General features: G+C 51.9%; 18 protein-coding genes. 10 read left to right on the top strand and 8 right to left on the bottom strand.

Going from position 1 to position 24,708, the window contains the following annotated elements; genetic code table 11:
• Positions 1–92 precede the first annotated feature (92 nt).
• The 4 genes from J7619_RS10855 to J7619_RS10840 all read left to right on the top strand — a co-directional run bounded on the left by J7619_RS10855 (position 93) and on the right by J7619_RS10840 (position 4,073).
• Entirely contained in the window at positions 93–1,169 is a 1,077-nt protein-coding gene (locus J7619_RS10855) for an AraC family transcriptional regulator (protein ID WP_291197837.1), read from the top strand.
• 54 nt (positions 1,170–1,223) lie between these two features.
• Positions 1,224–2,324, top strand: a complete 1,101-nt coding sequence (locus J7619_RS10850) for a sensor histidine kinase (protein ID WP_291197835.1) — start codon at positions 1,224–1,226, stop codon at positions 2,322–2,324.
• On the top strand, positions 2,321–3,094 hold the full coding sequence (locus J7619_RS10845) for a LytTR family DNA-binding domain-containing protein (RefSeq protein ID WP_291197833.1): 774 nt from the start codon (positions 2,321–2,323) through the stop codon (positions 3,092–3,094). The genes J7619_RS10850 and J7619_RS10845 overlap by 4 nt, the downstream gene beginning before the upstream one ends.
• A gap of 238 nt (positions 3,095–3,332) precedes the next feature.
• A complete protein-coding gene (locus J7619_RS10840; RefSeq protein WP_291197831.1) occupies positions 3,333–4,073 on the top strand; it encodes an AraC family transcriptional regulator in 741 nt (246 codons plus the stop codon).
• 59 nt (positions 4,074–4,132) lie between these two features.
• On the opposite strand, the gene J7619_RS10835 is transcribed toward J7619_RS10840, so the two are convergent.
• Entirely contained in the window at positions 4,133–4,492 is a 360-nt protein-coding gene (locus J7619_RS10835; protein ID WP_291197829.1) for a helix-turn-helix domain-containing protein, read from the bottom strand.
• Positions 4,493–4,616: 124 nt separating this feature from the next.
• Between J7619_RS10835 and J7619_RS10830 the strand changes: the two genes are divergently transcribed.
• The 5 genes from J7619_RS10830 to J7619_RS10810 all read left to right on the top strand — a co-directional run bounded on the left by J7619_RS10830 (position 4,617) and on the right by J7619_RS10810 (position 10,474).
• Positions 4,617–5,276 carry a hypothetical protein gene (locus J7619_RS10830; protein ID WP_291197827.1) on the top strand — a complete coding sequence of 220 codons (660 nt, stop codon included), beginning with the start codon at positions 4,617–4,619 and terminating at the stop codon, positions 5,274–5,276.
• Between the two features lie 27 nt (positions 5,277–5,303).
• Positions 5,304–5,696: a hypothetical protein gene (locus J7619_RS10825; protein ID WP_291197825.1), complete on the top strand. Its 393-nt coding sequence runs from the start codon at positions 5,304–5,306 to the stop codon at positions 5,694–5,696.
• Between the two features lies 1 nt (position 5,697).
• Positions 5,698–7,029 carry a hypothetical protein gene (locus tag J7619_RS10820; protein ID WP_291197823.1) on the top strand — a complete coding sequence of 444 codons (1,332 nt, stop codon included), beginning with the start codon at positions 5,698–5,700 and terminating at the stop codon, positions 7,027–7,029.
• Between the two features lie 77 nt (positions 7,030–7,106).
• Positions 7,107–8,900, top strand: coding sequence for a DUF885 family protein (locus J7619_RS10815; RefSeq protein ID WP_291197821.1), 1,794 nt, complete (start codon positions 7,107–7,109; stop codon positions 8,898–8,900).
• A 23-nt stretch (positions 8,901–8,923) separates the two neighbouring features.
• Entirely contained in the window at positions 8,924–10,474 is a 1,551-nt protein-coding gene (locus J7619_RS10810) for a M61 family metallopeptidase (protein ID WP_291197819.1), read from the top strand.
• A 111-nt stretch (positions 10,475–10,585) separates the two neighbouring features.
• On the opposite strand, the gene J7619_RS10805 is transcribed toward J7619_RS10810, so the two are convergent.
• The 6 genes from J7619_RS10805 to J7619_RS10780 all read right to left on the bottom strand — a co-directional run bounded on the left by J7619_RS10805 (position 10,586) and on the right by J7619_RS10780 (position 23,327).
• A complete protein-coding gene (locus J7619_RS10805; protein ID WP_291197817.1) occupies positions 10,586–11,092 on the bottom strand; it encodes a DUF6934 family protein in 507 nt (168 codons plus the stop codon).
• 62 nt (positions 11,093–11,154) lie between these two features.
• A complete protein-coding gene (locus tag J7619_RS10800) occupies positions 11,155–12,540 on the bottom strand; it encodes an aminopeptidase P family protein (protein WP_291197815.1) in 1,386 nt (461 codons plus the stop codon).
• Positions 12,541–12,644: 104 nt separating this feature from the next.
• Positions 12,645–14,228 (bottom strand): RagB/SusD family nutrient uptake outer membrane protein, encoded by a 1,584-nt coding sequence (locus J7619_RS10795; protein ID WP_291197813.1) that lies wholly within the window; start codon positions 14,226–14,228, stop codon positions 12,645–12,647.
• Between the two features lie 20 nt (positions 14,229–14,248).
• Complete coding sequence (locus J7619_RS10790; protein WP_291197811.1) at positions 14,249–17,248, bottom strand: TonB-dependent receptor; 3,000 nt, start codon at positions 17,246–17,248, stop codon at positions 14,249–14,251.
• Between the two features lie 38 nt (positions 17,249–17,286).
• Entirely contained in the window at positions 17,287–20,799 is a 3,513-nt protein-coding gene (locus J7619_RS10785; protein ID WP_291197809.1) for a PVC-type heme-binding CxxCH protein, read from the bottom strand.
• A 197-nt stretch (positions 20,800–20,996) separates the two neighbouring features.
• The gene (locus J7619_RS10780) at positions 20,997–23,327 is read right to left on the bottom strand and encodes a S9 family peptidase (protein WP_291197806.1); all 2,331 of its coding nucleotides are present in this window, start codon (positions 23,325–23,327) and stop codon (positions 20,997–20,999) included.
• Positions 23,328–23,662: 335 nt separating this feature from the next.
• Here J7619_RS10780 and J7619_RS10775 point away from each other — a divergent pair, with 335 nt between their 5' ends.
• Positions 23,663–23,926, top strand: a complete 264-nt coding sequence (locus tag J7619_RS10775; RefSeq protein ID WP_291197804.1) for a CBU_0592 family membrane protein — start codon at positions 23,663–23,665, stop codon at positions 23,924–23,926.
• On the opposite strand, the gene J7619_RS10770 is transcribed toward J7619_RS10775, so the two are convergent.
• Positions 23,909–24,526, bottom strand: coding sequence for a TetR family transcriptional regulator C-terminal domain-containing protein (locus J7619_RS10770; RefSeq protein ID WP_291197802.1), 618 nt, complete (start codon positions 24,524–24,526; stop codon positions 23,909–23,911). The genes J7619_RS10775 and J7619_RS10770 overlap by 18 nt on opposite strands.
• Positions 24,527–24,708 lie beyond the last annotated feature (182 nt).

The following is a 24,708-nucleotide window of genomic DNA, read 5'->3' as shown; positions in this document are numbered from 1 at the left end:
CTAGTTTTGACTGACTACGCAAAATAACCCTGATCGCGGCTCGCTATCGATGACGTTTTGCGACAGAAATGTGGCACTTTACGCCAATAGGAATGACCGACCCGGCGACCCGGCGACCCGGCGATCCGGTCAAAATTGATTTTCATATGTACGGGACTGTCCGGGTTTTGAGGAATATCGTTTACGCCGCAGCCGAAAAAGGCGGTGACCTGAACAAACTCTGCGCCACGTTGGGCATCAGGCCGGGTGAATTGAATGATGCCGAAAAGCGGATCGAAGGCCTGCGCCCGATTGTCGATTTGTGGAGGGAAGTAGTGGCGACAACGCGTGATCCTTTGTTCGGTTTGCATTTGGGGCAGGTCAATAACCCGTCTATTTTTGGTGCGCTGGGCTATCTGATGCAAAGTTGCCGGACGCTGAAAGAGGCCTATTGGGAAGTCGTCAAATACCAGCAAATGGTTTCAGGCTGGATTTCTTATGATGTAGTGGCAGGGAAAGAGCTGGAATTGGTTTTTATGGTAAATCCGGTCTGGCAGGAAGCATCCCCGGAAACGGCCCGGCAAGCCGTTGAGATGGCCATGGGTGGCGTCCTGAACTATATGTACATTCTTACGGGTAAGAAAATACGGCCGTTGCGGGCCGAATTCGCTTATCAGAGCCCCCTGTCGAGGATCAGCTACGAGGAAGTATTGAAATGCCCGGTCTCCTTTGATAAAGCGCGGAATAAAGTTGTTTTCGAAGGCATGGTGGCGGACATGCCGCTCATCAGCGCCGACGAATCCCTGTATGCCTCCTTTGCGCAGATCCTTCGCGAGAAGAGTGCTGCGAGCGGACAGTCGGGCCGGTTTGGCGGGCAGGTCAGGACGGTGATCGCGCGCGACTTCGGGGGCAAAATCCCTTCCCTGGAAATCATGGCAGCCCATATGAACATGAGTGAGCGGTCGTTCCAGCGGCGGTTGCAGCAGGATGGCGATACCTATCGCTCACTGGCGGCGGAGATCAAGAAGGAGCTGGCGGTGAATCTTTTACAAAATACGGATGCCACAGTGCACGCCATTTCGGAGGTGTTGGGTTATACCGAGCCCAGCGCATTTCACCGCGCATTCAAGAGCTGGACACACACCAGCCCTGGACGGCAAAAGTATTTGCCTGGCTCATCAGAAAAATAGTAGATCGCAGTTCCTGCTACTTTATTACTTTTGATGTTCAGAATTCAAAAGTAAATGCAATCCCGAATAACATCCCGTCTCACCAACCGCCAAAAATGGGAACTTGGTCTGGGCTTCGCGGTCATATATGTGCCGATACGCATCTATATGAACGTTTTGCAGATCGATATGCCCATATTCTGGCATCGCCTGCCGCTGTGGACGATGGAGCTGCTTTTCAGCATTGCCTTTTTTATTCTTTGGATCAATGTCATCGAGTGGCTCCAATATATTACCTCCCGTTTTCTTGGCGAGGATTTCCCGGAACGTTTTCGTGTGGTGAACCAGGCTATCATGCTCGTCGTGGCGATTGGTTTAGCCATGGTGTTCAATCACTGGTACCGCTACCTGTGGCACTGGATGGAGGCGGTTTTTGAAAAGGGCAGTTTCGATGTGCTGCCTATTACGCTGAACAAGACTCCCGTGCTGAAACAGCGGGCTAATACGAGCATTACGGTACTGGCACTGATGGCGGAATACTACCTCGCGGCCAACAAGCGCGTGTACGAGCGCCTGCAAAGGGTGGTGATCAACGAGGAGCGTTTGCAGAAAGAGAACGCAACGGCCCATTTCAATGCGTTGAAGAACCAGGTGAGCCCGCATTTTCTTTTCAATAATTTCAGCGTGCTCACGACGCTGGTGGAAACCAACCAGGAGCTTTCTGTTAAATTCATCAATCAGCTGTCCAAAGCCTACCGGTATATCCTTGAAAAATCGGTTTATGATTCCATTAAACTGGCTACGGAGGTCGAATTTCTGGAAACTTACATGTTCCTGCTCATGATCCGGTTTGAGAACAAACTGAACCTGGATATCCGGATCTCGTGCCAGGAAAAGGATAAATACTCGATCGTGCCGTTAACATTGCAGCTGCTCGTGGAGAATGCGGTGAAGCATAACCGGATGTCGACCAGCAATCCGCTGCTGATCACGATTGCCGTGGAAGGCGATTACCTGGTGATCAGCAACCCGCTGCAAGTCCGGGAATTGCCCGAATCGTCGACACGGCTCGGCCTTCAGAATATTGTGAACCGCTATAAATTGCTGATCGACAAGCCGGTGATGGTTGATAAGACCGACGGCTGTTTTACCGTTAAAGTGCCGTTGCTTTCATGAATGTACTTATTATAGAGGATGAGTCGCTGAGTGCCAACCGCCTGGAAAGCCTGGTCGGTAAATATGATCCCAAAATCAACGTGATGGCAAAGTTGTCGTCGGTGAGGGAGAGTATCCAGTGGCTGAGCGAACCCACCAACATCCGACCGGATTTGATTTTCATGGATTTGCATCTGGAAGACGACCTTGCATTCAAAATCATCGAGGAACTGAAACTGACGGTCCCGATTATTTTCACAACCGCGTATTCGGAATATACACTCAAGGCATTCAAAGCCAATGGGATAGATTATCTGCTGAAACCGGTCGATAAGGTCGAACTCACAGCGGCGATCGACAAGTTTGTGGCATTGCATGGCAAACCTGCCGCTACTCCTGCGCCGGATTTTGCGGCATTGATGGCCATGTACCAATCCGGCAGCGAAGAGGGGTACAAAGAGCGCTTCCTGGCATCGGCAGGCCCGAAGCTATTCAGCATTCGAACGGGCGAGATCGCCTATTTCACCATCGAACAGAAAGCGACGTTTCTCCGGACATTCGACGGCCAGCACCTCGCAATGGATTACAGCCTCGACAAACTGGCGCAAATGCTCGATCCCAAAGAGTTTTTCCGCATCAATCGCTCGCTGATCATCGCATTGAACAGCATTCGCTCCATTTACACTGTTTCGGCAGGCCGGTTAAAATTGGAACTGACGCCGGCTGCCTCGCAGGAGGTCTTCGTTAGTGGCGACCGTGTGGCCGACTTCAAGCAATGGCTGGGTAAATAGTTTACTGGTAACGCAACCGTTTTCGTTCTTCCCCGCAAAGCCGGCATTCGGCTCCTGAAATCCGGCATTGAGCACCTTTGATTTTTTGGTTCGGGTATTGGTAAACATCTTTGGTTACTGACTGTGTTTTTGCGAAAACCAACAGTAAGTTGACCATAAACCTAAACCCTGTGTTTCGTGGACGTCGCGAAGGCGGACACGGGATGAGGTGGCTATTCCTAAACCCTTCTTCAATGTGATGAAAGAACTCAATATCGATCAAACCCTGAACCTGGTAAGCTGCGAGGCCCGTGAGCTCGAACAGTCATCCCGCTATGGCGGCTTGTTTGGTATTGCATTTGTCACGGAGGGGGAGGGTGTTTTATCCTGCGACGATGATTCGTGGCACTACGAAGAGCAGGCGATCTTTCTCCTTTCCCCCGGCCACCCAATCCATTTCAAGTCCTTTTACAGGACCAATTTGCTTACCATCTTCTTCGATCCGTTCCGCATCGCCGGGGCGGCGGATCCTCTCAACAGCTTTACGGGCATGTTCCGCGCCGTGCGTGACCTGTTTTCGGTGCCCAGCTTCCTTCGCCAGAAAGAGCTTCGCAACGAAACCGACCGACTCGCAGTTACGCACCTCGTGAAGCTGATCGAAAGGGAGCTCGGGCATTTACAGGATAGCAGTCGCGAGTTGGTGGCGAACTCGGCAGCATTGCTCGTCAACCTCGTAAAAAGGAATTTGCCCGATATGCAACGCCCCGAACCGGGCACGCAATACGGCGAGGAAACCGACCGCGTGCTCACCGAGGTACGCAAGATGTTGGAGCACAGCGGGCACCTTACCATTCAGGAAATAGCCGCTGCGATGAAAATGTCGCAATACAACCTCAATAAACTGGTGATCAAAGGCACTGGCGAGACATTGAAGGCTATTATTTCGCGGTACCGGTCGGAGCTTTCCGGCAATAAGCTAGTTTCGACCGCCGACCACTGACCATCGACGGCCGACGGCAAATAGTTTGGTGCTCTGCATCGGTCGTCAGCGTTCGGCGGTCAGTCCCCTTTCTCCACAATTCCTTCCACTTCCCAATCCATCAACTTCCGGCCGTAAGCTTCCAGCGCTTCAATGGCGGGCATCGACTGTATTGCGCGTTCCGTGAGGGTATATTCAACTCTGGGTGGTTTCTCACGGAAAGTGGTTCGGGTTAACATTCGTTTCTTTTCCAGGTCGCGAAGCTGGGTATTCAGCATTTTGTCGGTAATGTGCGGGATCGCGTTTTTTAGATCGCCGTAGCGCAGCGGACCATTTGCGAGCGCACGAATCACCGGGATTTTCCAGGTCCCGCCGATGTACGCCATCGCAAATTCAATAGGGCTGTAATAGACCCGTTTGTCGTGGATGAAATCTTGCATGCCCCAAAATAAAGGAATTGGCAGACAAGATTTCGAAGTGTATCCTTTATCGTCAAAAAAGTATATAAAGGGAATTTTAAAATTCCATGCGCTAGGTTTGCCGGCTGAACCAAAAGCCAGTTTTATGAACGAAAAAGATTGGACTACCGTGCCGGTACTGCCCTGTAAAGCCATTGGCGAAACGCTTGCATTCTGGGAGAATCTGGGTTTTACGATTACCTATCGGCAAGACAGGCCGTATCAATATGGCGTCGTCGAACGGAACGGGCACCAGCTGCATTTTGTGCGCGTGAAAGGTGCGGAAGCCGGCTATATCGGTTGCCTGATGATGGTGCAGGACGTCGGACAGGTATATACCAACTTCACCCGGGCATTAAAAGCAATGCTGGGAAAGGTACCCCATACCGGTATACCCCGAATTTCCAGAATGCGTCCCGGCCAATCCCGCTTCACAATTACCGATGTCTCGGAAAACGCCGTTATCGTGATTCAGTTTGGTGAAAAAGACCAGGTCGAATACGAGGACGCCGACCCGGCTACGCTCACGCCGTTGCAAAAAGCCATTTCGCTCGCCTTACGCCTGCGTGATTTTAAGGAGGACTATCCCGCGGCCGTGAAAGTGCTCGATACGGCATTGGCGAAAATGGGAGAGGCCGAGTCGGCAGAGGACGAGGTCAAAGCACGCGGGATCCGGAGCTCTCTGACGGACTTGATGGAAGATTTGGAGCGCGATGGGCACTTGTCGTCAGATGGTAAATTATGGATTGACGTTTCTGCGCCATAACTTTGGAGCAGATGAAATTCGTGGTTTATGCGTATTTGGAGGAGATTCTCTTACATTATTGTGTCTGTGCTGCTGGTGTGGTTCAGTATAGTTATTGTCAAAAAGTATAAACGGCTAAGCTTGCCGCAGTCCTATAATGAAGTGGACAGCCTGAGTTTGATGCTGAGCGATGTGAGGACAGCTTACCCCACCGTTTCCACCATCAGCTTCAACAGCAACACGGATACCGGCAGAAAAGGTGTTTTGTATTTTAAATCTGCGCTCGCCCTGGCGCCGATTGTCGTTACCCTCGATGAATCCGACACGACGCTGCTCCTCAACGACCCCGCACTTCCGGCATTGCCCCGGGAAGATTACGAGTGTCTGCTTTCGGGTGGAAATAAGAACCTCAATTATACACTTGTCCGGGTCAAACGCTGATATGTTGATTTTTTTGTTGCTGGTCGTTTTTTTATTCAGTATCCATTTTCTCATCAGAACATCTGCCAGGCTGGACGGCATGCTTACTTATCCGCTTGCTTTCGCGTTGGTATTGGCGATGGTTTCCTACGGTTATTACCTCAGTCTGGTGTTCGGTATCGGGTATGAATGGGTCTTTGCGGGTTTCACTGCGCTGTCCGGCCTGCTTTGCTTTCAGCTTTTCAAAGCGGGTAAAGCCACATTGTCGCTGAAACAGCAGGACTTTCGCGATATTTTATGGTTGCTGGTGTTCGCCCTCACCATTACCATGCTTTTTAGGGCGCGCATCCACCGCTGGGGCGACTGGGACGCGTGGGCGATTTGGAACCTGCATGCCAAATTTCTTGCGGATGCAGACCGGTGGCGGCAAATGTTCACCAGCAAAATGGCCCCGACGCACCCCGATTATCCGCTTATGCTGCCGTCAGTGGTCGCTTTTTTCTGGCGGGCAAGCGGAACTGTATCACCGGTTGTACCGATGCTGGTCTCGAACTTGGTGTACGTGGCGGTACCGATCACGGCATTTCTCGCATTGCGGCGGAACGGTTACCTGCTTATGGCGGTGGTTTCGGTGGCTATTTTTGTTTCCGATCATAAATTCAAGGAGCTGGCCGCTTCCCAGTATGCCGACACGCTGCTGGCACTCTTTATTCTGGTCGCTTTCATTGTTTATAGCGAAGCAAAATCTGTGGGGCGGCTGCCGGCGTTTGTCCTGCTGGGCCTGTTTGTGGGAAGTAGTTCGTGGATCAAAAACGAAGGCCTGCTCTTTTTTGCCGTTTTTTCGGTCACATTTTTGTTTTTTCATCGCAAAGAACCTGCCCGAATAGGACTGTTTCTGGCCGGGGCGGCATTGCCGCTTTGCGTCCTGCTTCATTTCAAACTGACGCTCGCCCCTCCGAACGACCTCATTCACGAGGGCAGGAGCGGAAGTATGCTGTCACTTCTGCTTCAACCCAGCCGGTATCTGCTGATCGCCGGCCAGAGCTTTCGAATGCTGGTAACGGAATATTGGGTTTTACTGGTATTAATGGGCGGGCTGCTGGTGACGCGGGCCCGATGGACAAATACGCTGCCTTTCTGGGTATTGACGCTACTTTTGGCCGGTTACTTCGCCGTGTATCTGACCACACCGCACGACCTCGACTGGCATGTGCGTAATTCCGTTGACCGGTTATTGCACCACGTGTATCCGGCCGCCGTTTACCTGCTTTTGATGAGATGGGCAGGTCCGCGGACCATGCAGCCGTCACTGGTTGAGCAGGCTAAGGACGATCTTGTTAAAATCAGTCAATAAATGATTAAAAGCTGAGACGTCAGCGTTGGGTTTTTAGGGTATTTTTGGTAAAATCCAACCATCATATCCTGAATCCTATGACGCATATCTATGTAATACGCTCGCGTTGGGCTAGTTTCCTGTTTTGCTGGCTCGTCACTTTCGGAGCGGCGGCACAATCTTCCAAATCGAAATTTAACCTATATGAACAAACCAGCGAGGTAGCCGGATTGGTGATCCGGTATGCGCAGGATATTCGCGCGATCAGCTATTTCTACGGGCCGATGCCTGGAAGCGGTCGTGGTCAGCAGGGTGGGGCTCAGGCCTTGAACTCACCGGAGGAAAGAAAGCGTCTTCGAGAAGTGGATAACGGCTATCTGGCACAGCTCGCGAAGCTGGATTTCGATGCGATGAGTATTTACGGTAAAGTGGATTACCTGCTGCTGAAACGCAATATCGAGGACCATTTGCTCACGCTGAGCCAGGAAGAAAAGGAATACGGGCAAATTGAAATGTACATTCCATTTGCCGCCGGGATTTATGATTTGGAAAAAGGCCGCCGGCGCGGCGCTACCGTAGATGGACAGGCAGTGGCGGGCAAACTGAACGACCTGCAAAAGGAGCTCAAAAAGGCCGAGGAATCATTTAAAAAGCTCGAATCGCTGGATATGCCCTTGTCGCGGATGGGGGCGGAGGCTGTCAATGGCCTCGAAATGCGTTTGAAAAGTACCTTTGAATTTTATAATGGCTATGACCCGCTGTTTACCTGGTGGGTACCAAAGCCTTACAAAACGCTGGACAGCACGCTGACAGCGTATTCGAAACTGATCCGCAGCAAGGGTAAGCTCAACACGGCCCAAAGGGAAGATATCAGCGGCATTAAGGGCGTTCCAATCGGTCGGGACGAGCTGATTCGCCAGTTAGGGACTGAAATGATCAGCTATACACCCGATGAACTGATTGAGCTGGCTAACAGGGAATTCGCGTGGTGCGATAAGGAACTGCTGAAAGCATCCGCGGAAATGGGTTTCGGAAATGACTGGAAGAAGGCGCAGGAGAAGGTGAAAAACAGCTATGTGCCGGCTGGTACCCAACCCGAGCTGATCCTGAAACTATACAATGATGCGAAGGAATTTATCCTCAAAAACAATCTTATCGACTATCCTGAAATAGCGGACGAAACCTGGGGTATGCAAATGATGACGCCGGAAAGGCAATTGGTGAACCCGTTTTTCCTTGGGGGAAGGGATATCATCATTTCGTATCCGACCAATACCATGGCGCACGACGACAAACTGATGAGTATGCGCGGTAACAATCCCTATTTCTCGCGTTCGACGGTGCATCACGAGCTCGTTCCGGGCCATCATCTGCAATATTATATGAATAGTCGCTACAAATCCTACCGCAGCGATTTCCGGACGCCATTCTGGACCGAGGGCTGGGCATTGTATTGGGAGTTACTTTTATATGATAAAGGCTTCGCCAAAACGCCCGAGGAGCGTATCGGAATGCTTTTCTGGCGTATGCATCGCTGCGCACGCATCATTTTCTCGCTGAACTACCACCTCGGCCAATGGACACCGCAAGAATGCATCGATTTCCTGGTCGACCGCGTCGGTCACGAGCGCGCGAATGCGGAAGGAGAGGTAAGGCGTTCATTTGAAGGGAATTATAGTCCGTTGTATCAAGTGGCTTACCTTATTGGCGGCTTGCAGTTGTTCAGTCTCAAGAAAGAACTCGTCGACAGCGGAAAAATGACGTTCAAGCAGTTTCACGACGCAGTAATGAAGGAAAACAACATGCCGATCGAGATGGTACGGGCAACATTGACCAACCAGTCGTTGAAATCGGATTTCAAAACCCAGTGGAAATTTTACCAGTTTAAATAACCTTCATAAATCACTCCTATATCATGAATTTCAAGCAAACAAGCCGCTGGCTATGCCTGGTGGCGACGCATTGCCTGGTAACCGGTGCGATCGCGCAAAAAACGGGACCGGTGAAGTTTACGGTTTCGATGGCGGAGCCAGCCAATCACACTTTTCATGTCACGATGGATTGGAACGCGGCTGGGAGCGACACTACGCTGCTCAAACTTCCCGATTGGCAACCCGGCTATTACCAGTTGATGGATTACGCTTCGAACATTGACAAGGTGGTGGTGAAAGACGGCAAAGGTAATACGCTGCCATGGGTGAAGTCGGGCAAAAACGGGTGGGCGATTGCGACCAAAGGTGTACATGACTTGCACGCGGAATACGACGTGAAGACAACCCGCAAGTTTGTAGCGACCAGTTATCTGGATGAGGAACATGGCTACCTCACACCCGCGAGCCTGTTTATGCATGAAGCAGGCAAACTTAAAACGCCTTCCGAAGTGACGATCAAGCCTTTCGATGGTTGGAACTGGGTCGCGACCGGGCTCGACTCGGTGCCGGGGAAAGTATTCACTTATGTTGCCCCGGATTTTGACATATTATATGATAGCCCGTTACTGGTCGGCAACCTCGAAGAACTACCTGCATTCAAGGTCAAGGGGATCCCGCATCGTTTCATCGGTTACAAGCTGGGGAATTTCGACAGGGTCAGGCTCATGTCGGATATTCAGAAGATCGTTGAAAAGGCCTCGGCGCTCATAGGCGACATTCCTTACAAGCACTATACCTTCATCGCCATCGGCCCAGGGCAGGGCGGTATCGAGCATTTGAATTCGACCACCATCAGTTTCAGCGGCGACCAGCTCAATTCACGCGGATGGAACGGCATGCTGGGCTTCATCACCCACGAGTATTTTCATCATTATAATGTCAAACGCATCCGGCCCATCGAGCTCGGGCCGTTTGATTATGATCAAGGCAGCAAAACCAATATGCTCTGGGTGTCCGAAGGCCTGACCGTTTACTATGAGCCCGTGATCATGCGCGCTGCGGGCCTGATGGGCGAGCAGGAGCTGCTCGATTTCTTCAAAAAGCAGATTAGTAATGTGGAAACCAAGCCCGGTCGGCTGTTCCAAACGTTAGCCCAGGCCAGCGCCGAAACCTGGTCGGACGGTCCATTCGGCCGCACGGGCGATGCGGTAAACAAGACTATCTCCTATTATCAGAAGGGCCCGGCGGTAGGCTTGCTTTTCGATCTCGCCATCCGTCACGAAACCAAGAACAAGCGCTCGCTCGACGATGTCATGCGGAACTTGTATCAGGATTTCTACATTAAAAAGGGACGCGGTTTTACGGAAGAAGAGCTACGCGCTACGATCGAAGGCGTTGCCGGAACTAAGCTCGACGAATTATTCAGCTACATCTACACGACCGCCGAGCCGGATTATAAGAAGTACCTGGGTTACGCCGGACTGGATATTGACGTGACGACCGACAAGCATTTCGGGACATTTGAGATCACCCAAAAGGCGTCGCCCAGTCCTTTGGAGCGGGAGATATTCAGGAGTTGGAGTCGGGGGGAGTAGAAGTTCTTTCGCTCTCCATCAGTGCAATCAGAGGGGCCAGTATCTCACGCGCCTTGTCCAACTTCTCAGGAAAATGAACCTTGCCTTTAAGATGACTCATATCCTTGATAATCATTCTTCCGTTTGATTCATCTGATTTAGTATTTGCAGTCGTTGCCATAGTGTCTGTTGGTTTTCCCTTCTAGTTAATAGGAAGGCCAGGTAGTCTTTCCCCTTTGCAAATTCTTCCCAGTAATTTATTTTACAATATCCAAAAATAACGAATTTGTGCTGAATTTCAAGTAGATGCCCGTGGATGCCAATGCGGTACAACCGTGTTCTGGCATGCGTGCTTCCGGTTGCAAAAATGATTGCCTGCGGATGATTGGATGTGAACTCGTCAACAGTGGCTGCTACCGTTGCCAACACCTTTTGAGTATCGCCGTTATTGGAAACTATTCTGTCATCTATTCTTCCGTCATCTTTACTAATATCCCCAAAACCGAGATTATAGAGGTTGCCGTTCCCAGTATCGACATATTCCACAAGTTTTCTTATGCAACCTTTGGGCCCTATGCTAACAAATTCGAATATTGTCTTCGATTCGTCTGTATAGTGGTCGTATCTTGGTAGTTGCATAAAAAGATAGTGTGTTGGAGATTAGCATAGTTATGCAAATATAGCTAACCCCCACACTCTTTTCACCCCCTCAACGCCTCCACATCCCTCACACTTTTCACCAGCTCCTTCCCGAGAATCCTGTTACCATTTTCGGTTATCAAAAGGTTGTCTTCGATGCGAATGCCGGTAAAATCGCGGAACAGTTCCAGCTTTTCATAGTCAATGAATTGCGCGAGTTTGTTCTCCGCTTTCCAGCGGTCGATGAGGGTAGGGATGAGGTAGAGGCCGGGCTCGACTGTGACCACGAAGCCTGGTTCGAGTGCGCGGCCCAGGCGCAGGGATTTCCAGCCAAATGCGGTGCCTTTAATGAGGTCTTCGGTGTAGCCAACGTATTGCTCGCCCAGGTTTTCCATGTCGTGCACGTCGAGGCCCATCATATGGCCCAGGCCGCATTGGAAAAACAACGTGTGCACATCGTGCTCCACCGCTTCCGCCGGATCGCCTTTGACGACACCCATTTGCTTCATGCCTTCAACGAGTTTGGTGGAGGCAAGCTTATGAATGTCTTTGAACAAAACCCCCGGCTTGCAGGCCGCAATGGCCGTTTCCTGAGCGTTAAGGACGATTTCGTACATTTCTCTTTGAATGCTCGTAAACGCCTTGCCAACCGGAATGGTGCGCGTGAGGTCGCCGCAGTAGTGCATGGCGGTTTCGGCCCCGGCGTCGCAAAGAGCCATTTGACCATCGCGGAGGGCCAGGTCGCGTGCGTGCGTGTGCAGAATCTCGCCGTTCACGGTCAGGATCACCGGGTAGGAGATATCGCCGCCCCGGGCAATGGCCATGCTTTGGAGCTTGCCGGCGATGGCTTTCTCGGTCATGCCCGCGCGGGTGTCGCGCATGAAGGACAAATGCATATCGACCGACGTGTCGACGGCCTTTTCAATTTCAGCAACTTCTTCTTCGGTTTTATAAGACCGCATCGAGACGACCGCCTTGATGAGGCTAACCGAGGCCTTTTGCGTCGCTTCGGACGGATTAACGTGCAACCATTCCTGCAATTTCAGGTAATGTTCACCGCGATAGGGCGGCAGGAAATGGATTGTCTGCCCGCGGGATAATGCGTCTTTCAGAAAGCTACCGACGGCCGATGCCGGCTTTACTTCACTAACGCCCACCTTGGCTGCTTTTTCGGCAAGCGCTTCCTTCGGGCCCGTCCATACAATGTCGTCGATGGTGAGCTCGTCGCCGAAAATGATTTCACGGCTGTTGTCGAGATCGATCACGGCGGTTAGCGATGCCTGGTCGATACCGAAGTAGTAGAGAAACGTGCTGTCCTGACGGAATGGATATACGTTATCGCGGTAGTTCATGCCGTTCTCCTCGTTGCCAAGGAGCAGTATCAGGCCGTTGCCGAGTTTGGATTGAAGCGTTTGTCTGCGGTTTAAGTATGTTGATTTAGAAAACATGGGATAAAATGGTTTTGGAATACAATAAAAAATTTGCCCACCGAAACAAAGATACTTCGTCCGGTGAGCAAATAGGAACTACCTAACCCAAATTAATAAATGGTTCAGTAACCCAGGTTCTGTTTCAGATTGGGGTTTTTATCTATCTCATTCTGCGGGATCGGGAAAAGCGCTCGCTGGGCCGATTGCGGACGGTGATTGAACCATTTCTTGGTCTCATAAACCCCGAAACGGATCAGGTCCTGACGGCGGTGCGCTTCCGCAGCGAATTCCCAGCCCAACTCATCGAGGAACCGGCCGAATTGAATATCATCGCCTCCCTGACGCTCGGTAATGGTGCCGTCCGTGGCCTGGTAACCGTAATTATAGCGGCTCCCTTTTGCCAGATCGGCTGCCGTTACAGTGGCCTTGTCCGGGTTCGCTTTGAATGCGCGCTGGCGTACCTGCGTAACGAGTTCGGCTGCCTCAGCCGCTTTACCTGTGCGCAGCAATGCCTCGGCCTTGATCATCAGCACGTCGGCATACCGCAGGAAGGGAAAGTCGTTGTCGAGACTGCCTGTGGCGTTGGGTTTGATTTTGTATTTCCCAATGCGGAACCCGTCCGACGAAGAGGTTTTGTCCATTCCCGGCACGGCCTTGTTGTAGGTGATCACCACCGCACCGGTAGCCGCACTTTTCTGTGGACCCATGATCCAGGTATCGGCCAGGCGGCTGTCGGCAGCGTCGTAAGTGTCGATAAACTGCGGAACGGCACAGTTTCCTCCCCACGGACCGGCGTTCATCGGGTATACCGAACGGCTCAGCGGGTCGAGCGTTTTCATGTGGATCTGGTTGCCGGTTCCGTAAATCTCGTCATAAGGAATCGCAAAAATGATTTCTTTGGAATTGAAGTTGGTCCAGGTGAAAATATCCGAGTAATTGGCGTCCAGCACATATTTGCCGCTTTTGATCACATCATCAGCCTCCTGAATCGCCTTCGCCCACTCGGGCGTACCCGTGTATACCTGTGCATTGAGGTAAATTTTGGCTAAAAGCGTCTTCGCGCCCCATTTGTTCATCTGGCCATAGGTAGTGGTCGCATTCTCGCTCAGGTTTGGGAGCGATTCCGTGAGCTCTTTTACTACAAAATCATAAACTTCCTTCCGCTTGCTCTGCTGGGGCAGGTTAACGTCCTTGAAATCTGTTACAATAGGCACGTTGCCGTGGTTGTCGAGCAAAAGATAATAGGCAAATGCCCGCACCGCGCGCAGCTCGGCGATGGTAGCATCCTTGCCGTTGGTAAGGGGCAAATCGCCGTCCGCGATCTGGGACAGTACGCGGTTCACGGTGGTAATGCTGGCAAATGCCTGCTGCCACGCGTTTTCAGGTTGCCATTGCAGTGCCGTCCAGGTATGTTGGTGCATACGGCGGTACGTACCGCCATCGTCCCAGCCATTCGGGCGTACGGGCGTGATGATCGCGTCGGCGGCTTCTTCCTGTAAATCGAAATAGCCCTGCCAGCCCAGCATCAGCGAGCGTAGCGACGAGTAAACCGGTGCCACAATAGCCGGAAGATCCTTTTCGGTGGGCTGGTAACTGCTTCCGAGTACTTCGGAATACACTTGTTCATCCAGGTCGGTGCAGGAATAGAGTGGTACCCCGGCCAGCAATGCAGCCAGGACTGCGTATTTTATATTTTGATTTTTCATTGTTTGCAAGAATTGATGGATCAGAATGTTACGCTCAAACCGGCGGTGAATGTCCGGGTGGTTGGGTACTTGTCGCGGTAATCGCTACCCGGCGAGAAACCGGTGAAACTCACGCCCTCGGGATCGATACCCGTGTAACCCGTAATGGTCGCCAGGTTGAGGCCCGATACGAAAATGCGTGCATTCTTAATGCCCTTGATCGTGTTGGCAGGTAGGGTATAGCCCAGCGTCACGTTGTCGACCTTCCAGTAATCACCTTTTTCGATGTAGTGCGACACGTACACAAGATCGGTGTTGAGCACCTTCCCGTCGATCGGATCATAAGCGGTTTTGAGCATATTATATGCTTTGTTGCGCGGGTTGTTGTAGAACATGCTCTGGAAATTGAGAATGTCGAAGCCAAATGCACCACGCATATTCACAGCCAAATCAAACTGTTTGTAGCGGATGTTGTTGTTCCAGCCCACAATGTGTTTTGGAATACCATTGCCATAATACTGGCGGTCTTCGGGCGTGGCGTCGGCAATAGGGATCACCTCGCCATCTTTATTTTCGATGAGCCATGCCCCCTTGTCGTCCACGCCTACGCTTTTCCACACGAAGAAACGACCGATCGGTTCACCCACTTTTACGCGGTGGGTGCTCATCTGGATAGGTTCACCCGTGTAGCCCGCGTCGAAGAAATCGTTAGCTGCCTGGAACTGTTCGTTCGAGAGGCTTACGAGTTTGTTGCGGTTGGTGGAGTAGGTAAATCCTGTATTCCACTGGAAATCGCCGGTCTGGATAGGGACGATGTTCAACAGCACTTCAACCCCCTTGTTCTGCATAACTCCGGCATTGATGAACATACTGCCCGTGAGGTAAGGCGGAACCGGCACAGGGAAATTGTAAAGCAAATCTTTCACCTTACGGCTGTAAAAATCGATCGAACCGTTAATGCGGTTTTTCATGAAACCGAAATCCACACCGGCATTGTATTCCTCTTTCTTCTCCCAGCGCAGGTCGGGGTTGAAATTCCGCGCCGGTACGAAGCCCGGTACCCATTTGCCGCCGATGAATGCGCCCTGGCCGCGGTCGAAGTTGTAGCTGATCTGCGACATGTACGGACTGTTCGCGATCGTACCCGTTACACCTATACCCGCGCGAAGTTTGATATCCGATGCTGCGCCGAGGCTGCCCATAAAGTTCTCCTTACTGATGCGCCAGCCGATGGATGCTGCCGGAAATGTACCCCACCGGTTGTTCACCCCGAAGCGTGAAGAACCCTCACGACGCACACTGGCCATGAACAAGTATTTGTCGCTCAGGCTGTAAGTCAAACGGCCGAAGAAACCTGCGAGCTGCCATTTGTTTTTGGTACTGCTCATGCCGGCCTGGCCTTTCTGCAATGCGCCCCCTGCGCCGAGGTTGTTCCAGTCGTAGGCGTCGGTCGGGAAATCCCAGTTGTTGGCGGCGAAAGCCTCATAGGTAGCGTCCTGCCAGCTGTATCCGCCAAGGATCGAGAACCGGTGTTTGCCGATGGCTTTGGAGTAATTTCCGGTGAATTCGAGCAGGTTTTCGTTATTGGCGTAAGTGTTGCGGAATGCGGTCGCATTCTGGTTGCTCAGGCGCGTGGCAGTGTGGTTAAATGTGGTGGAACCGCCTTCGAGGTTGCTGTTCTGAACGTTCGACACGAGTAACTTGAAATTCAGGTCGTCGATCGGCGCATAGTCGAGGCTACCGGCCATCCGCATCTCCTTGAACGAGCTTTCGAAATTCGACTCATTGAGCAACGATACCGGGTTTTCATAAAAATAACCGTCGCGCTCCTGCCATTTGCCGTCGTCCGTCCGCACGCGGTCGGTAGGGTTGCGGATAATGGCCTGGCGGTAGGCGTAGCCGTAGGCCGCATCGTCGTTCGCGGGGCTCACCGCGCCGTTGGAGCGGGTAATGCGGTTAATGAGCTGCAAATTAGTTTTCAGTTTGTTGTTGAACATGGAATGATTCAGGTCCGCACGACCGGTGAACCGGTTCTGCCCGGATCTCAGGAATATACCTTCCCAGTTGCGGTAATTGATCGACCCGGTAAGGTTGGTGGTGCTGTTTCCACCGAAAAACGTAAGGTTATGGTTGTGGCTCACCGGTTTCTGCATAATTTCCGAGAGCCAGTCGGTATTGCCGCCGTAGTCGGTGTAGGCAATGCCTTCCTTGATTTTCTGCCGGTAATCGTCGCCTGTCAGCAGCTCCGGACGGCGCGCGATGGTCTGGATATTGACATAATTGGAATACTCGATGGTCGAACGTGAAGTGCCCCGGTTTTTACGTGTTGTGATCAGGATCACCCCGCCGGTAGCACGCGTACCATAAATTGCCGCCGCCGAGCCATCTTTCAACACATCCACCGACTCGATATCTTCCGGCGCCACGGTATTCAGCCCGCCGGGGATGCCGTCGATCAGGATCAGCGGGTTGGCCGTTCCTTCAATGGAGTTGATACCCCGCAAGTTGATCTGTGTGTTGGAAGTAGGAGATCCGCTGGGCGTTGTAATGCGCAAGCCGGCCACTTTGCCCTGCACCAGCTGCGCCGCATCGCGCACGGTTCCCTGGACGAAGTCCTCTCGCTTGATGCTCGCTACTGAGCTGGTAATGTCGCCCTTTTTCTGCGTACCATACCCGATCACCACTACTTCCTGCAACTGTTTCTGGTCGGGTGCCAGTTCCACGTTGATTTCGCTCTGGTTACCCACGGCCACTTCCTGGCTCACATAACCAATGTAACTCAGGATGAGTGTCGAGCCTTCGGGCACTTCCAGCTTGAATTTCCCGTCCGTGTCGGTGGCGGTACCCACGGTGTTTTTCCCCTTCACGATGATGGTCACGCCGGGCAGCGGGTTCTTGTCTTCGGCGGACACCACTTTGCCGGAAATCTGTCGGTCGGCGGCGAGCGCCAGGGCGTTTTCGGTCAGGAAACAGGCGACCGCCGCCGCGAGGAGGCAAAAGCGGTGCAGTTCCCGGATCAGGCGGGATAATGGTCTTTTCATACAATTGGAGTTAGATGGTTAAACTTATTTGAGGGTACTCATTGCACTTTCATAATACCGTTCATAATCCGCCAATGGCCGGGTACGGTGCACAGGAACGGGTAGTCGCCGGGTTTGTCGGGCGCGATGAATACCAGCGTCGCGTTGCCTTCGGGGCTTACCAATTCCGTTGCGTGCAGTACTTCGGGCATTTTGGGCACATAGTGGAGCGCGATCGCATTCGCTTCCCGCGCCAGCAAGTCGGCTGCATTGCCTACTTTTTCCAATGTTCCGGGTTTGATAATGAGTAGGTTATGCTGCATAAAATCCGGGTTTGTAAACTGGATGGTCACTTTCTGGCCGGGCTTTACGGTGAAAGTTTTCTGGTCGAACTTCATTTCATGCTCGATCACTTTCAGTTTCACTGTTACCGGCGCGCCTTTTCCTTTCAGTATTTCAACCGGTGCTTCAGTATGGGTATGCGCTGCTTTTTTGTCGTCCTTATTGGGAACGATTTGGTTCAGCTGCAAGGTGCTCTTAATGTCCAGCCAGCCGCGTAGCCGCGCATTGTCGCCATATTCGCCTACCTGATTGCCATCGCGGAGATCGCGGCCGAGACGGATGTCGTCGGGCGTGAAAGGCTCGCGGAAAAGGCCTTCGGTCTGACCCGTTACCGGTGTTTCGTCCTCGATAGCCAGGGTCATTTTGCCACCTTCCGCGAGGGTAGCGTAGGCATTGAAGCGCTCATCCGGGAGTTTTCGGGTGGAAGTGACCTGGTAAGATTTTCCATCCTGCCGCACCAGCCAGTGTAATTTGCCGTCCTGCATATACAGGCTATACCCGTTCTGCCGGTTGCCCTGCGATACCACCACGCCCGAAAGTTCTTCCTGTGCTTTGGTGATAATGGCTTTGATCCTAAGTTCTTTATTTGAAATGATAGGCGGGTAAATAGGCGGTGACCAGAGGTTGAGCATATAGGTTTCCTCGATCAGTCCGCGCTCGATGCGAGCCGTTAATGTCGAGTCTTTGAGTTTCGCCGCAGCGGCTTTGAAACCACTTTCATGCTTGATAACTCCCGAGAAAATAGCCTGGGCAAGGTATTCGTCCGCGGCGTTCTGCGAATCCTGACCTGCGAGGTAAAGCAATCTGCCGATTTCCTCCGAAGCCGGGAGGTCTGTCAATGCGTGGATCGTGGCGAGCCTTACCTTTAAATCTGGATCATTTAAAGAATTGGTCCATTTCAGTGCGGACAGGGTCTTATCGTTGCGCGGAAGCAGTTTCACCGCAGTCTTGCGCACGCCGGCCGCGGGGTGGCGCATGGCGCGTACGAGGGTGTGATAAGCTTCTTCGTTCGACCCGGTGAATGCATTCAGGCCATTCAGCGTCCATAATGCATGCACCGCAGGGCTGTTCAAGCCAATCTCATCCACGGACTGGTCATTCACCATATTGATCAGTTCCGGGATTACCGACGTATTCTTCGATTCCACGATCAGTCGCTGCGCCGTGGTGCGCCAGAACATGTTGTCATTTTTCAAACCGGCTATCAGACTCGCCGCGTCGTTTTTGTCGAGCTTCGGATAGGGCGTACTCTTTGCATTTTTCCAAACGATCCTATATATACGTCCATGCTGATTGTCGCGCAGCGGGTTGATGTACGCATTACCCTTTCCATTCTCGAAACCGCGCGGGGTAGGGTTGTGCTGAATGATGAAACTGTACCAGTCGGCTACCCACACGGCCCCGTCCGGGCCTACCTCCGCGTGTACGGGCGAGAACCATTCGTCGGCGCTTGCGAGCAGATTAAAACCATTTTTTTCCTTGAAACCCGCACCTTTTGGTTTCAGCAATGCCTGGTAGAGCAGGCGGCCGGTCGGTTCGCATACAAAAGCTGTCGCATTCCAGTACGATTTCGGGAAGTTCCGCGCCGTGTACAGGTTATGCCCTGCGGCCGCCGTAAACCCGCCGTGGAAATCCACCTGGCGCAATGCGGGCGTGAGGTAGTTCATTTCGTAATGCGAGTCCAGTTTGTAAACCGTGTTGCCCGAGCCGTCCGCTATGGAACGCTTCACGTATTCAAGCGGCATGGCGAAATGCCCGCTGTAATTCCCGTTTGCTGTTGAAATAAACACTTCGAAATCCTCGGAAAAGCCCAAACCCCACGTATTATTCGATGTCCTTCCAATGTATTCCAGGTTCTTGCCGTCGTTGTCAAAGCGGTAAATGCCCTGGCTGAAATTCAGCTGCTTGCCGGAGTTGGTCCCGCGGAAACCCGCGTAGCCGAGCACGCCCCAGATCTTGTTATCCAATCCGTATTTAAGGTTCGAAGGCCCTGCATGCGTATCGCTTTTGCCCCAGCCGGAGATGATATTTTCACGAATATCGGCCTTGTCGTCGCCGTTGGTGTCTTTCAGGAAAATGAAATGCGGTGCCTGCGCCACGATCAGGCCGCCATTTGCAAACACCAGACTGGTTGGAATGTTCAGGTTATCGGCAAAAATGGTGAATTTGTCGGCTTTGCCATCGCCATCGGTGTCTTCGCAAATTTTAATGCGGTCCTTGCCCACGCCGTCCTGGTCGCGTACTTCGTTGGGATAATCCTGGGTCTCCGCTACAAACAACCGGCCTCGTTCGTCCCAGGCCATGGCGATGGGTTTCACAATGTCCGGCTCGGAGGCAAAGAGTTTCAGTTCGAAATCAACCGGTACCTGCGTCAGTTTCTGGGATTCGGCAGGGGATAAGGGCTGCTGGAATTTCGGTGCCGGGTCGCGCTTTTCGTAATTGGGCACATTCGCGTCGGTGTAGGTGGGTTTGGTTAAATTGAATTTTTTCAAACGCTCCTTCGCGTCGTCGCTGACAGCCCACATAATGCCGTTAGCGACAAGTTCGTGAAATGCAGGTTGCTTCCAGGTGCGCTCGTCGTGGCCATAGGCAGTGTAAAACACGCGGCCTTTTCCTTGCGTACGCACCCACGTCCACGGCTCGCGATGGTCGCCTTCTACGCGCTCCTGCAATACGATAATATCCGGGTTCAGTTTGGAATGTACATAAGTCTCATCCCAGGTCTCAAAGGTTTTCCAGCCCTGCATCACCGGGTGATCGGCCTTTACAACCGGCGCGGTAAATGTTCCGTAGTCGTGGGAGCTGAACTGCCCGCCTACCGCTTTGATATACCAATCCGAATTCTGGAAGCAAAACGAGGCCGCGTGGAGCGGAATCAGCGCTTTGCCGCCTTCCACGAACGTTTTCAATGCATTTTCCTGCGCCGGGGTAATGGTGTTATGGTTGGCATAAATCACCACGCCGTCGTAGTGCGAAAGGTTTTCGGTGTTCAATGCATTCGGGTCGGAAGCGTAAGTGAGGTTAATGCCCTTCTGAAATAGCGGCAGGGAGAGCATCGGGAAGTACTTTTCCGAAAAATGGTGCCGGCTGTCATGCCCAAGGAACAGGAGCTCGATACGGCGGCCGGTGTTGCTTTCGGTCGATGTTGTGGGTAATTGTGCCGACTGCTGCTTCTGCGCGCAGCCGTGCAGGAGAATGACGGAAATAAGGAAAAGTAACGCTTTTTTCATGGAAGGATATTATGCTTTAGGCTATAAGCTGTATGCTATAAGTCTGTTGTTTCTTTTGTTTTTTAACGCGTCGTTTTTTGCTTTTTGGCCAAGAATGCCCATTAAGGCAGTTCACTGCCTTTGCGAATCGATCTTTTCAAACTGAAAGCTTATCGCTTACAGCCTATTGCTTAAAGCCTATTGCTTACAGCCAACCCCTACCTCCCCAGCACTGCTGGCTGTGCGGCAGATGCCTTGTTTCTGTTCGGAGGATTTACACCTAAAAGTTTCTGAACAAAAAAGTCCCTTTTCTTGCGGCGTCCGTAAACCCCGCCATCACTATGCCCCATACCCGGTACCACCAGCAGGTCAAATTCCTTATTGGCCTTGATCAACGCGTCGGCGACGCGGTAGGTGCTTTCCGGCGGGACGTTGGTATCCACTTCACCGACAATCAGCAGCAGGTCGCCCTGCAACTTGGCTGCATTGGTCACATTCGACTGCTCGTCGTAATGCTTGCCGACAGGGTAACCCATCCATTGCTCATTCCACCATTGCTTATCGACGCGGTTGTCGTGGCAGCCGCATGCCGAAACCGCCGCGTCGTAAAAGCCCGGGTGGAAGAGCAATGCACCCAGCGAGTTTTGCCCGCCGGCAGAGGTGCCGTACACGCCAACGCGTGTCGAATCCACCTGGGGATATTTTTCAGCCAGGGCCTTCATCCACGCAATGCGATCGGGGAAGCCCGCGTCGGCCAGGTTTTTCCAGCACACGTCGTGGAATGCCTTGGAGCGGTTGTACGTGCCCATTCCATCTATCTGTACCACAATGAAGCCCAGCTCGGCCATGCTCTGCATTTCACCATAATGACGGAATGCCTTGGGTACAAACGAATCCTGCGGGCCGGCGTAAATGTTTTCGATAATCGGATATTTCTTTTTCGGGTCGAAACGGCTCGGACGGTACACAATGCCCCAAATATCTGTTTGCCCGTCGCGGCCTTTGGCTTTGAAGATTTCAGGCAGTTTGAAACCTAATGCGAGATATGGTGAAATATCGGCGGTTTCGAGCTTCATCACGAGCGAGGCATCGGCGGTCCTGCGGAGTTCCGAAACCGGCTCACTGGTCATGGTCGAGTAGGTATCGATGTAGTAGGTCCGGTCGGGTGAAAATGTAAGCTGGTGCATGGCCTTCGCGTGGTCGGTTAGTTTCACCAGCCCCGTTCCGTCGAACTTAATGCGGTAGTAATGTATGTGATAAGGGTCCTCGCCGGCATTCATGCCGCTGGCTTTGAACCACACTTCATGCTTCTGCGTGTCGACGCTGTCGATCTCGCGTACGACCCATTCACCTTTGGTGACCTGGTTTTTGATTTGGCCGGTCTGCTCATCCACCAGATAGATGTGCCGCCAGCCGTCTTTTTCCGACACCCAGATAATTTCATGATTTTCAGGCTGGTAATGCGTGTAAATCATGTTTTGGTAAATAAATGTATTGGTCTGTTCGTCGATGATGTGCTTCGTGGCGCCATTGGTGGCATCTACTTCTATCACCCGGAAACGCTGGTGGCCGCGGTCCACTTTTTCGTAGGTGAAATGCGTCGCATCACCCTTGCGCCAGCGTATCACAGGCGCATTGAAAAAGTCGATCGCCTCGGATTGTACCTGTACCGATTTCCCGGTTTGAACATCGATCACGTGCATTTCGTAGCTCGTGAACTCGTCGCCCGGCTGCGCATAACCGCGCGTTTTGACCTCGCCGCGGGTGGTGTTGGGTAATGAGGAAAATATAACGCTCACCTGCCGCTCGTCACGATGGTCGATGCGGTAGCACACCAGGTACCGGCCATCGGGCGACCAACTGAGTTCGCCGTAAGGTTTCAGGGGATTGCCGTCGTAGGTCAGTTGTTTGCCGTTTTTGTCCTCTTTTTTGCCCAAATAGATATTGCCATTGCGAACAAACGCCTTCGTCTGCTTGTCCGGGGAGACGCTATCGGCACGGAAACGGCCCCAGCGGCTGAGTTGTCTCGTCCAGCCGATATCCTGCGGTTTAGGTAAATCCGGTTTAGCGATTTTCTGTGCCGTGCCGGTTTCGGTATCGTAAGCAAACCATTTTCCTTTGCTTTGCAGGATAATGCTATGTTTTTCAGGCTCAAAATGAATATCGCTGACCCACAACCGGGTCGCCAAGAAGGTAGAATCGTACGCTTTGGAAAGCGCCGCAGCCACTTTGGCATTGTCGAAGGCGGGCGTTCTCTTGTTTTCTCCCGGTTTTACGACCAGATATTCAGTCAGGCTATCCTTCAATACATTCCTGTACCAGAATGATTGTCCGTCGGCAAGCCAGTTAGGTTGTACCTGGGCTTTCAGCACGCTGCCTTTCGTGAGCGAGTCCATCAGCGTCATCCTTTGGTAGGAGGCCGATAGTTCGGCCGGATTGGGCTGGTAGGCAGGCAACGATTTTTGGGCCAGGAGCGGTGTTGCCATGCATAATGCACCGATGGTTTGCAGGTAAATCTTCTTGTAAAGGCCTGGGTTAAGGGTTTTCATAGCTGCTCAAATGAATATAAAGGCAATAAAATTCTGGCTGTCTGATAACCAGGCAGTTGGTTTGCATTACAGGCCGCGAGGCCTCTGAACGGGTGCTTTCAGAAAATTATCTATTTGTAAAATTAGCAGGTCGGAAAACCAAAAACTTGATGTGAATTAGCGGCTTTTTTACCGATATTAACTTATTTGCTCCCGAAATTCCGCAAATCTGTGAATTTGGGTGATTTTATTTGGTCAATTGCTGAAAATGACGAATAATGGCTTGTTTGGCGTCCAGGGAGCCATTTGGCTATGAAAGTACGCGCCATTAATATTGTGGAGTAAAAGAATTAGCTATGAATACCGCACTGATACTGGAAACTTTGGGCTGGCTGGGCGTGGTCGCGTATGTACTGGCATACCTATTGCTGACGATCGGCGTATTGAAGCCGAACGGCTACCCGTTTCACATCCTGAACATGACCGGTGCTGCGACCCTCATTGTGTATTCCCTCGAATACGGCGATAAACCGAACGTCGCCGTGAATGTGATCTGGCTGATGATCGGAATAGGGGCCGTAGTGCGCAGGCTCGCGAGGCGGTCATCCGGAAACTTCTGACAGCTCCTTTAAATGCAGGATGGATAATGCCTGCTGCCGGTATTTGTTCAGCCGTTGCTCGTATTCCTCCTTGTCGGACACCAGGCTGAGGTAAAAATAGGCGCCGTCGATGAGTACGAAGATATTGTCAGCCACCGTTTCGACATCTTCCACATCCAGCACACCATCTTCGCGGCATTGCTCGATATGCCCGATAAGCATGGCGCGGAGCGAATCCAGCAACTTCTTGTAAAGGTCCCGCACTTTGGCGTCATGAAATGCCATGGCGTAGCAGCCGTAGAACAGGCCGTCGTCGAAGAGTGCATTCCATTTTTTGGAAAAAATATTGCCGATGATTTCGAGTAGGGCTTTTCTGGAGTCCTTCGAATGGGCGGCGCTTACCTTATATATAAGCTTGTATTTGTCGAGAATATAATCGACCAGCCCGTACACCAGGTCCTCACGCGTCTGGAAGTAATGGATAATGAGGCTGGGGTTGATTTCCATCTTTGCCGCGATTTTGGCGATGGACGTATTTTCGAGGCCGTTCTTTTTGGCCAGGCTGTAAAACACTTTAATGATTTCCTTTTTACGGGCTTCTTTGAGGCTTTTTCTTCCCATTGGCGGTTCGGGGTGTAACTATCGGCAATATACGGTTTTTTACGGAAACCGGAAGTTTGTTATTTGTTTGAAAATTAATTGAACATTCATTCAATTTATAATCACAATCAGGTAACTATTTTTTAATATTGGCGTAACTTTTGGTTTGGACATTTGTGCTCGGAAATGTCCCCTGAAGGCAC

The organism is Dyadobacter sp. (assembly GCF_017744695.1).
Lineage (GTDB): Bacteria > Bacteroidota > Bacteroidia > Cytophagales > Spirosomataceae > Dyadobacter.
The sequence above is the reverse complement of the archived record's forward strand: the minus strand, read 5'-3'. Positions and strand labels throughout refer to the sequence as shown.

Coding starts and splice junctions, on each gene's coding strand:
- J7619_RS10855 (WP_291197837.1), top strand. CDS start 93: ATGACCGACCCGGCGACCCGGCGACCCGGCGATCCGGTCAAAATTGAT.
- J7619_RS10850 (WP_291197835.1), top strand. CDS start 1,224: ATGCAATCCCGAATAACATCCCGTCTCACCAACCGCCAAAAATGGGAA.
- J7619_RS10845 (WP_291197833.1), top strand. CDS start 2,321: ATGAATGTACTTATTATAGAGGATGAGTCGCTGAGTGCCAACCGCCTG.
- J7619_RS10840 (WP_291197831.1), top strand. CDS start 3,333: ATGAAAGAACTCAATATCGATCAAACCCTGAACCTGGTAAGCTGCGAG.
- J7619_RS10835 (WP_291197829.1), bottom strand. CDS start 4,492: ATGCAAGATTTCATCCACGACAAACGGGTCTATTACAGCCCTATTGAA.
- J7619_RS10830 (WP_291197827.1), top strand. CDS start 4,617: ATGAACGAAAAAGATTGGACTACCGTGCCGGTACTGCCCTGTAAAGCC.
- J7619_RS10825 (WP_291197825.1), top strand. CDS start 5,304: ATGCGTATTTGGAGGAGATTCTCTTACATTATTGTGTCTGTGCTGCTG.
- J7619_RS10820 (WP_291197823.1), top strand. CDS start 5,698: ATGTTGATTTTTTTGTTGCTGGTCGTTTTTTTATTCAGTATCCATTTT.
- J7619_RS10815 (WP_291197821.1), top strand. CDS start 7,107: ATGACGCATATCTATGTAATACGCTCGCGTTGGGCTAGTTTCCTGTTT.
- J7619_RS10810 (WP_291197819.1), top strand. CDS start 8,924: ATGAATTTCAAGCAAACAAGCCGCTGGCTATGCCTGGTGGCGACGCAT.
- J7619_RS10805 (WP_291197817.1), bottom strand. CDS start 11,092: ATGCAACTACCAAGATACGACCACTATACAGACGAATCGAAGACAATA.
- J7619_RS10800 (WP_291197815.1), bottom strand. CDS start 12,540: ATGTTTTCTAAATCAACATACTTAAACCGCAGACAAACGCTTCAATCC.
- J7619_RS10795 (WP_291197813.1), bottom strand. CDS start 14,228: ATGAAAAATCAAAATATAAAATACGCAGTCCTGGCTGCATTGCTGGCC.
- J7619_RS10790 (WP_291197811.1), bottom strand. CDS start 17,248: ATGAAAAGACCATTATCCCGCCTGATCCGGGAACTGCACCGCTTTTGC.
- J7619_RS10785 (WP_291197809.1), bottom strand. CDS start 20,799: ATGAAAAAAGCGTTACTTTTCCTTATTTCCGTCATTCTCCTGCACGGC.
- J7619_RS10780 (WP_291197806.1), bottom strand. CDS start 23,327: ATGAAAACCCTTAACCCAGGCCTTTACAAGAAGATTTACCTGCAAACC.
- J7619_RS10775 (WP_291197804.1), top strand. CDS start 23,663: ATGAATACCGCACTGATACTGGAAACTTTGGGCTGGCTGGGCGTGGTC.
- J7619_RS10770 (WP_291197802.1), bottom strand. CDS start 24,526: ATGGGAAGAAAAAGCCTCAAAGAAGCCCGTAAAAAGGAAATCATTAAA.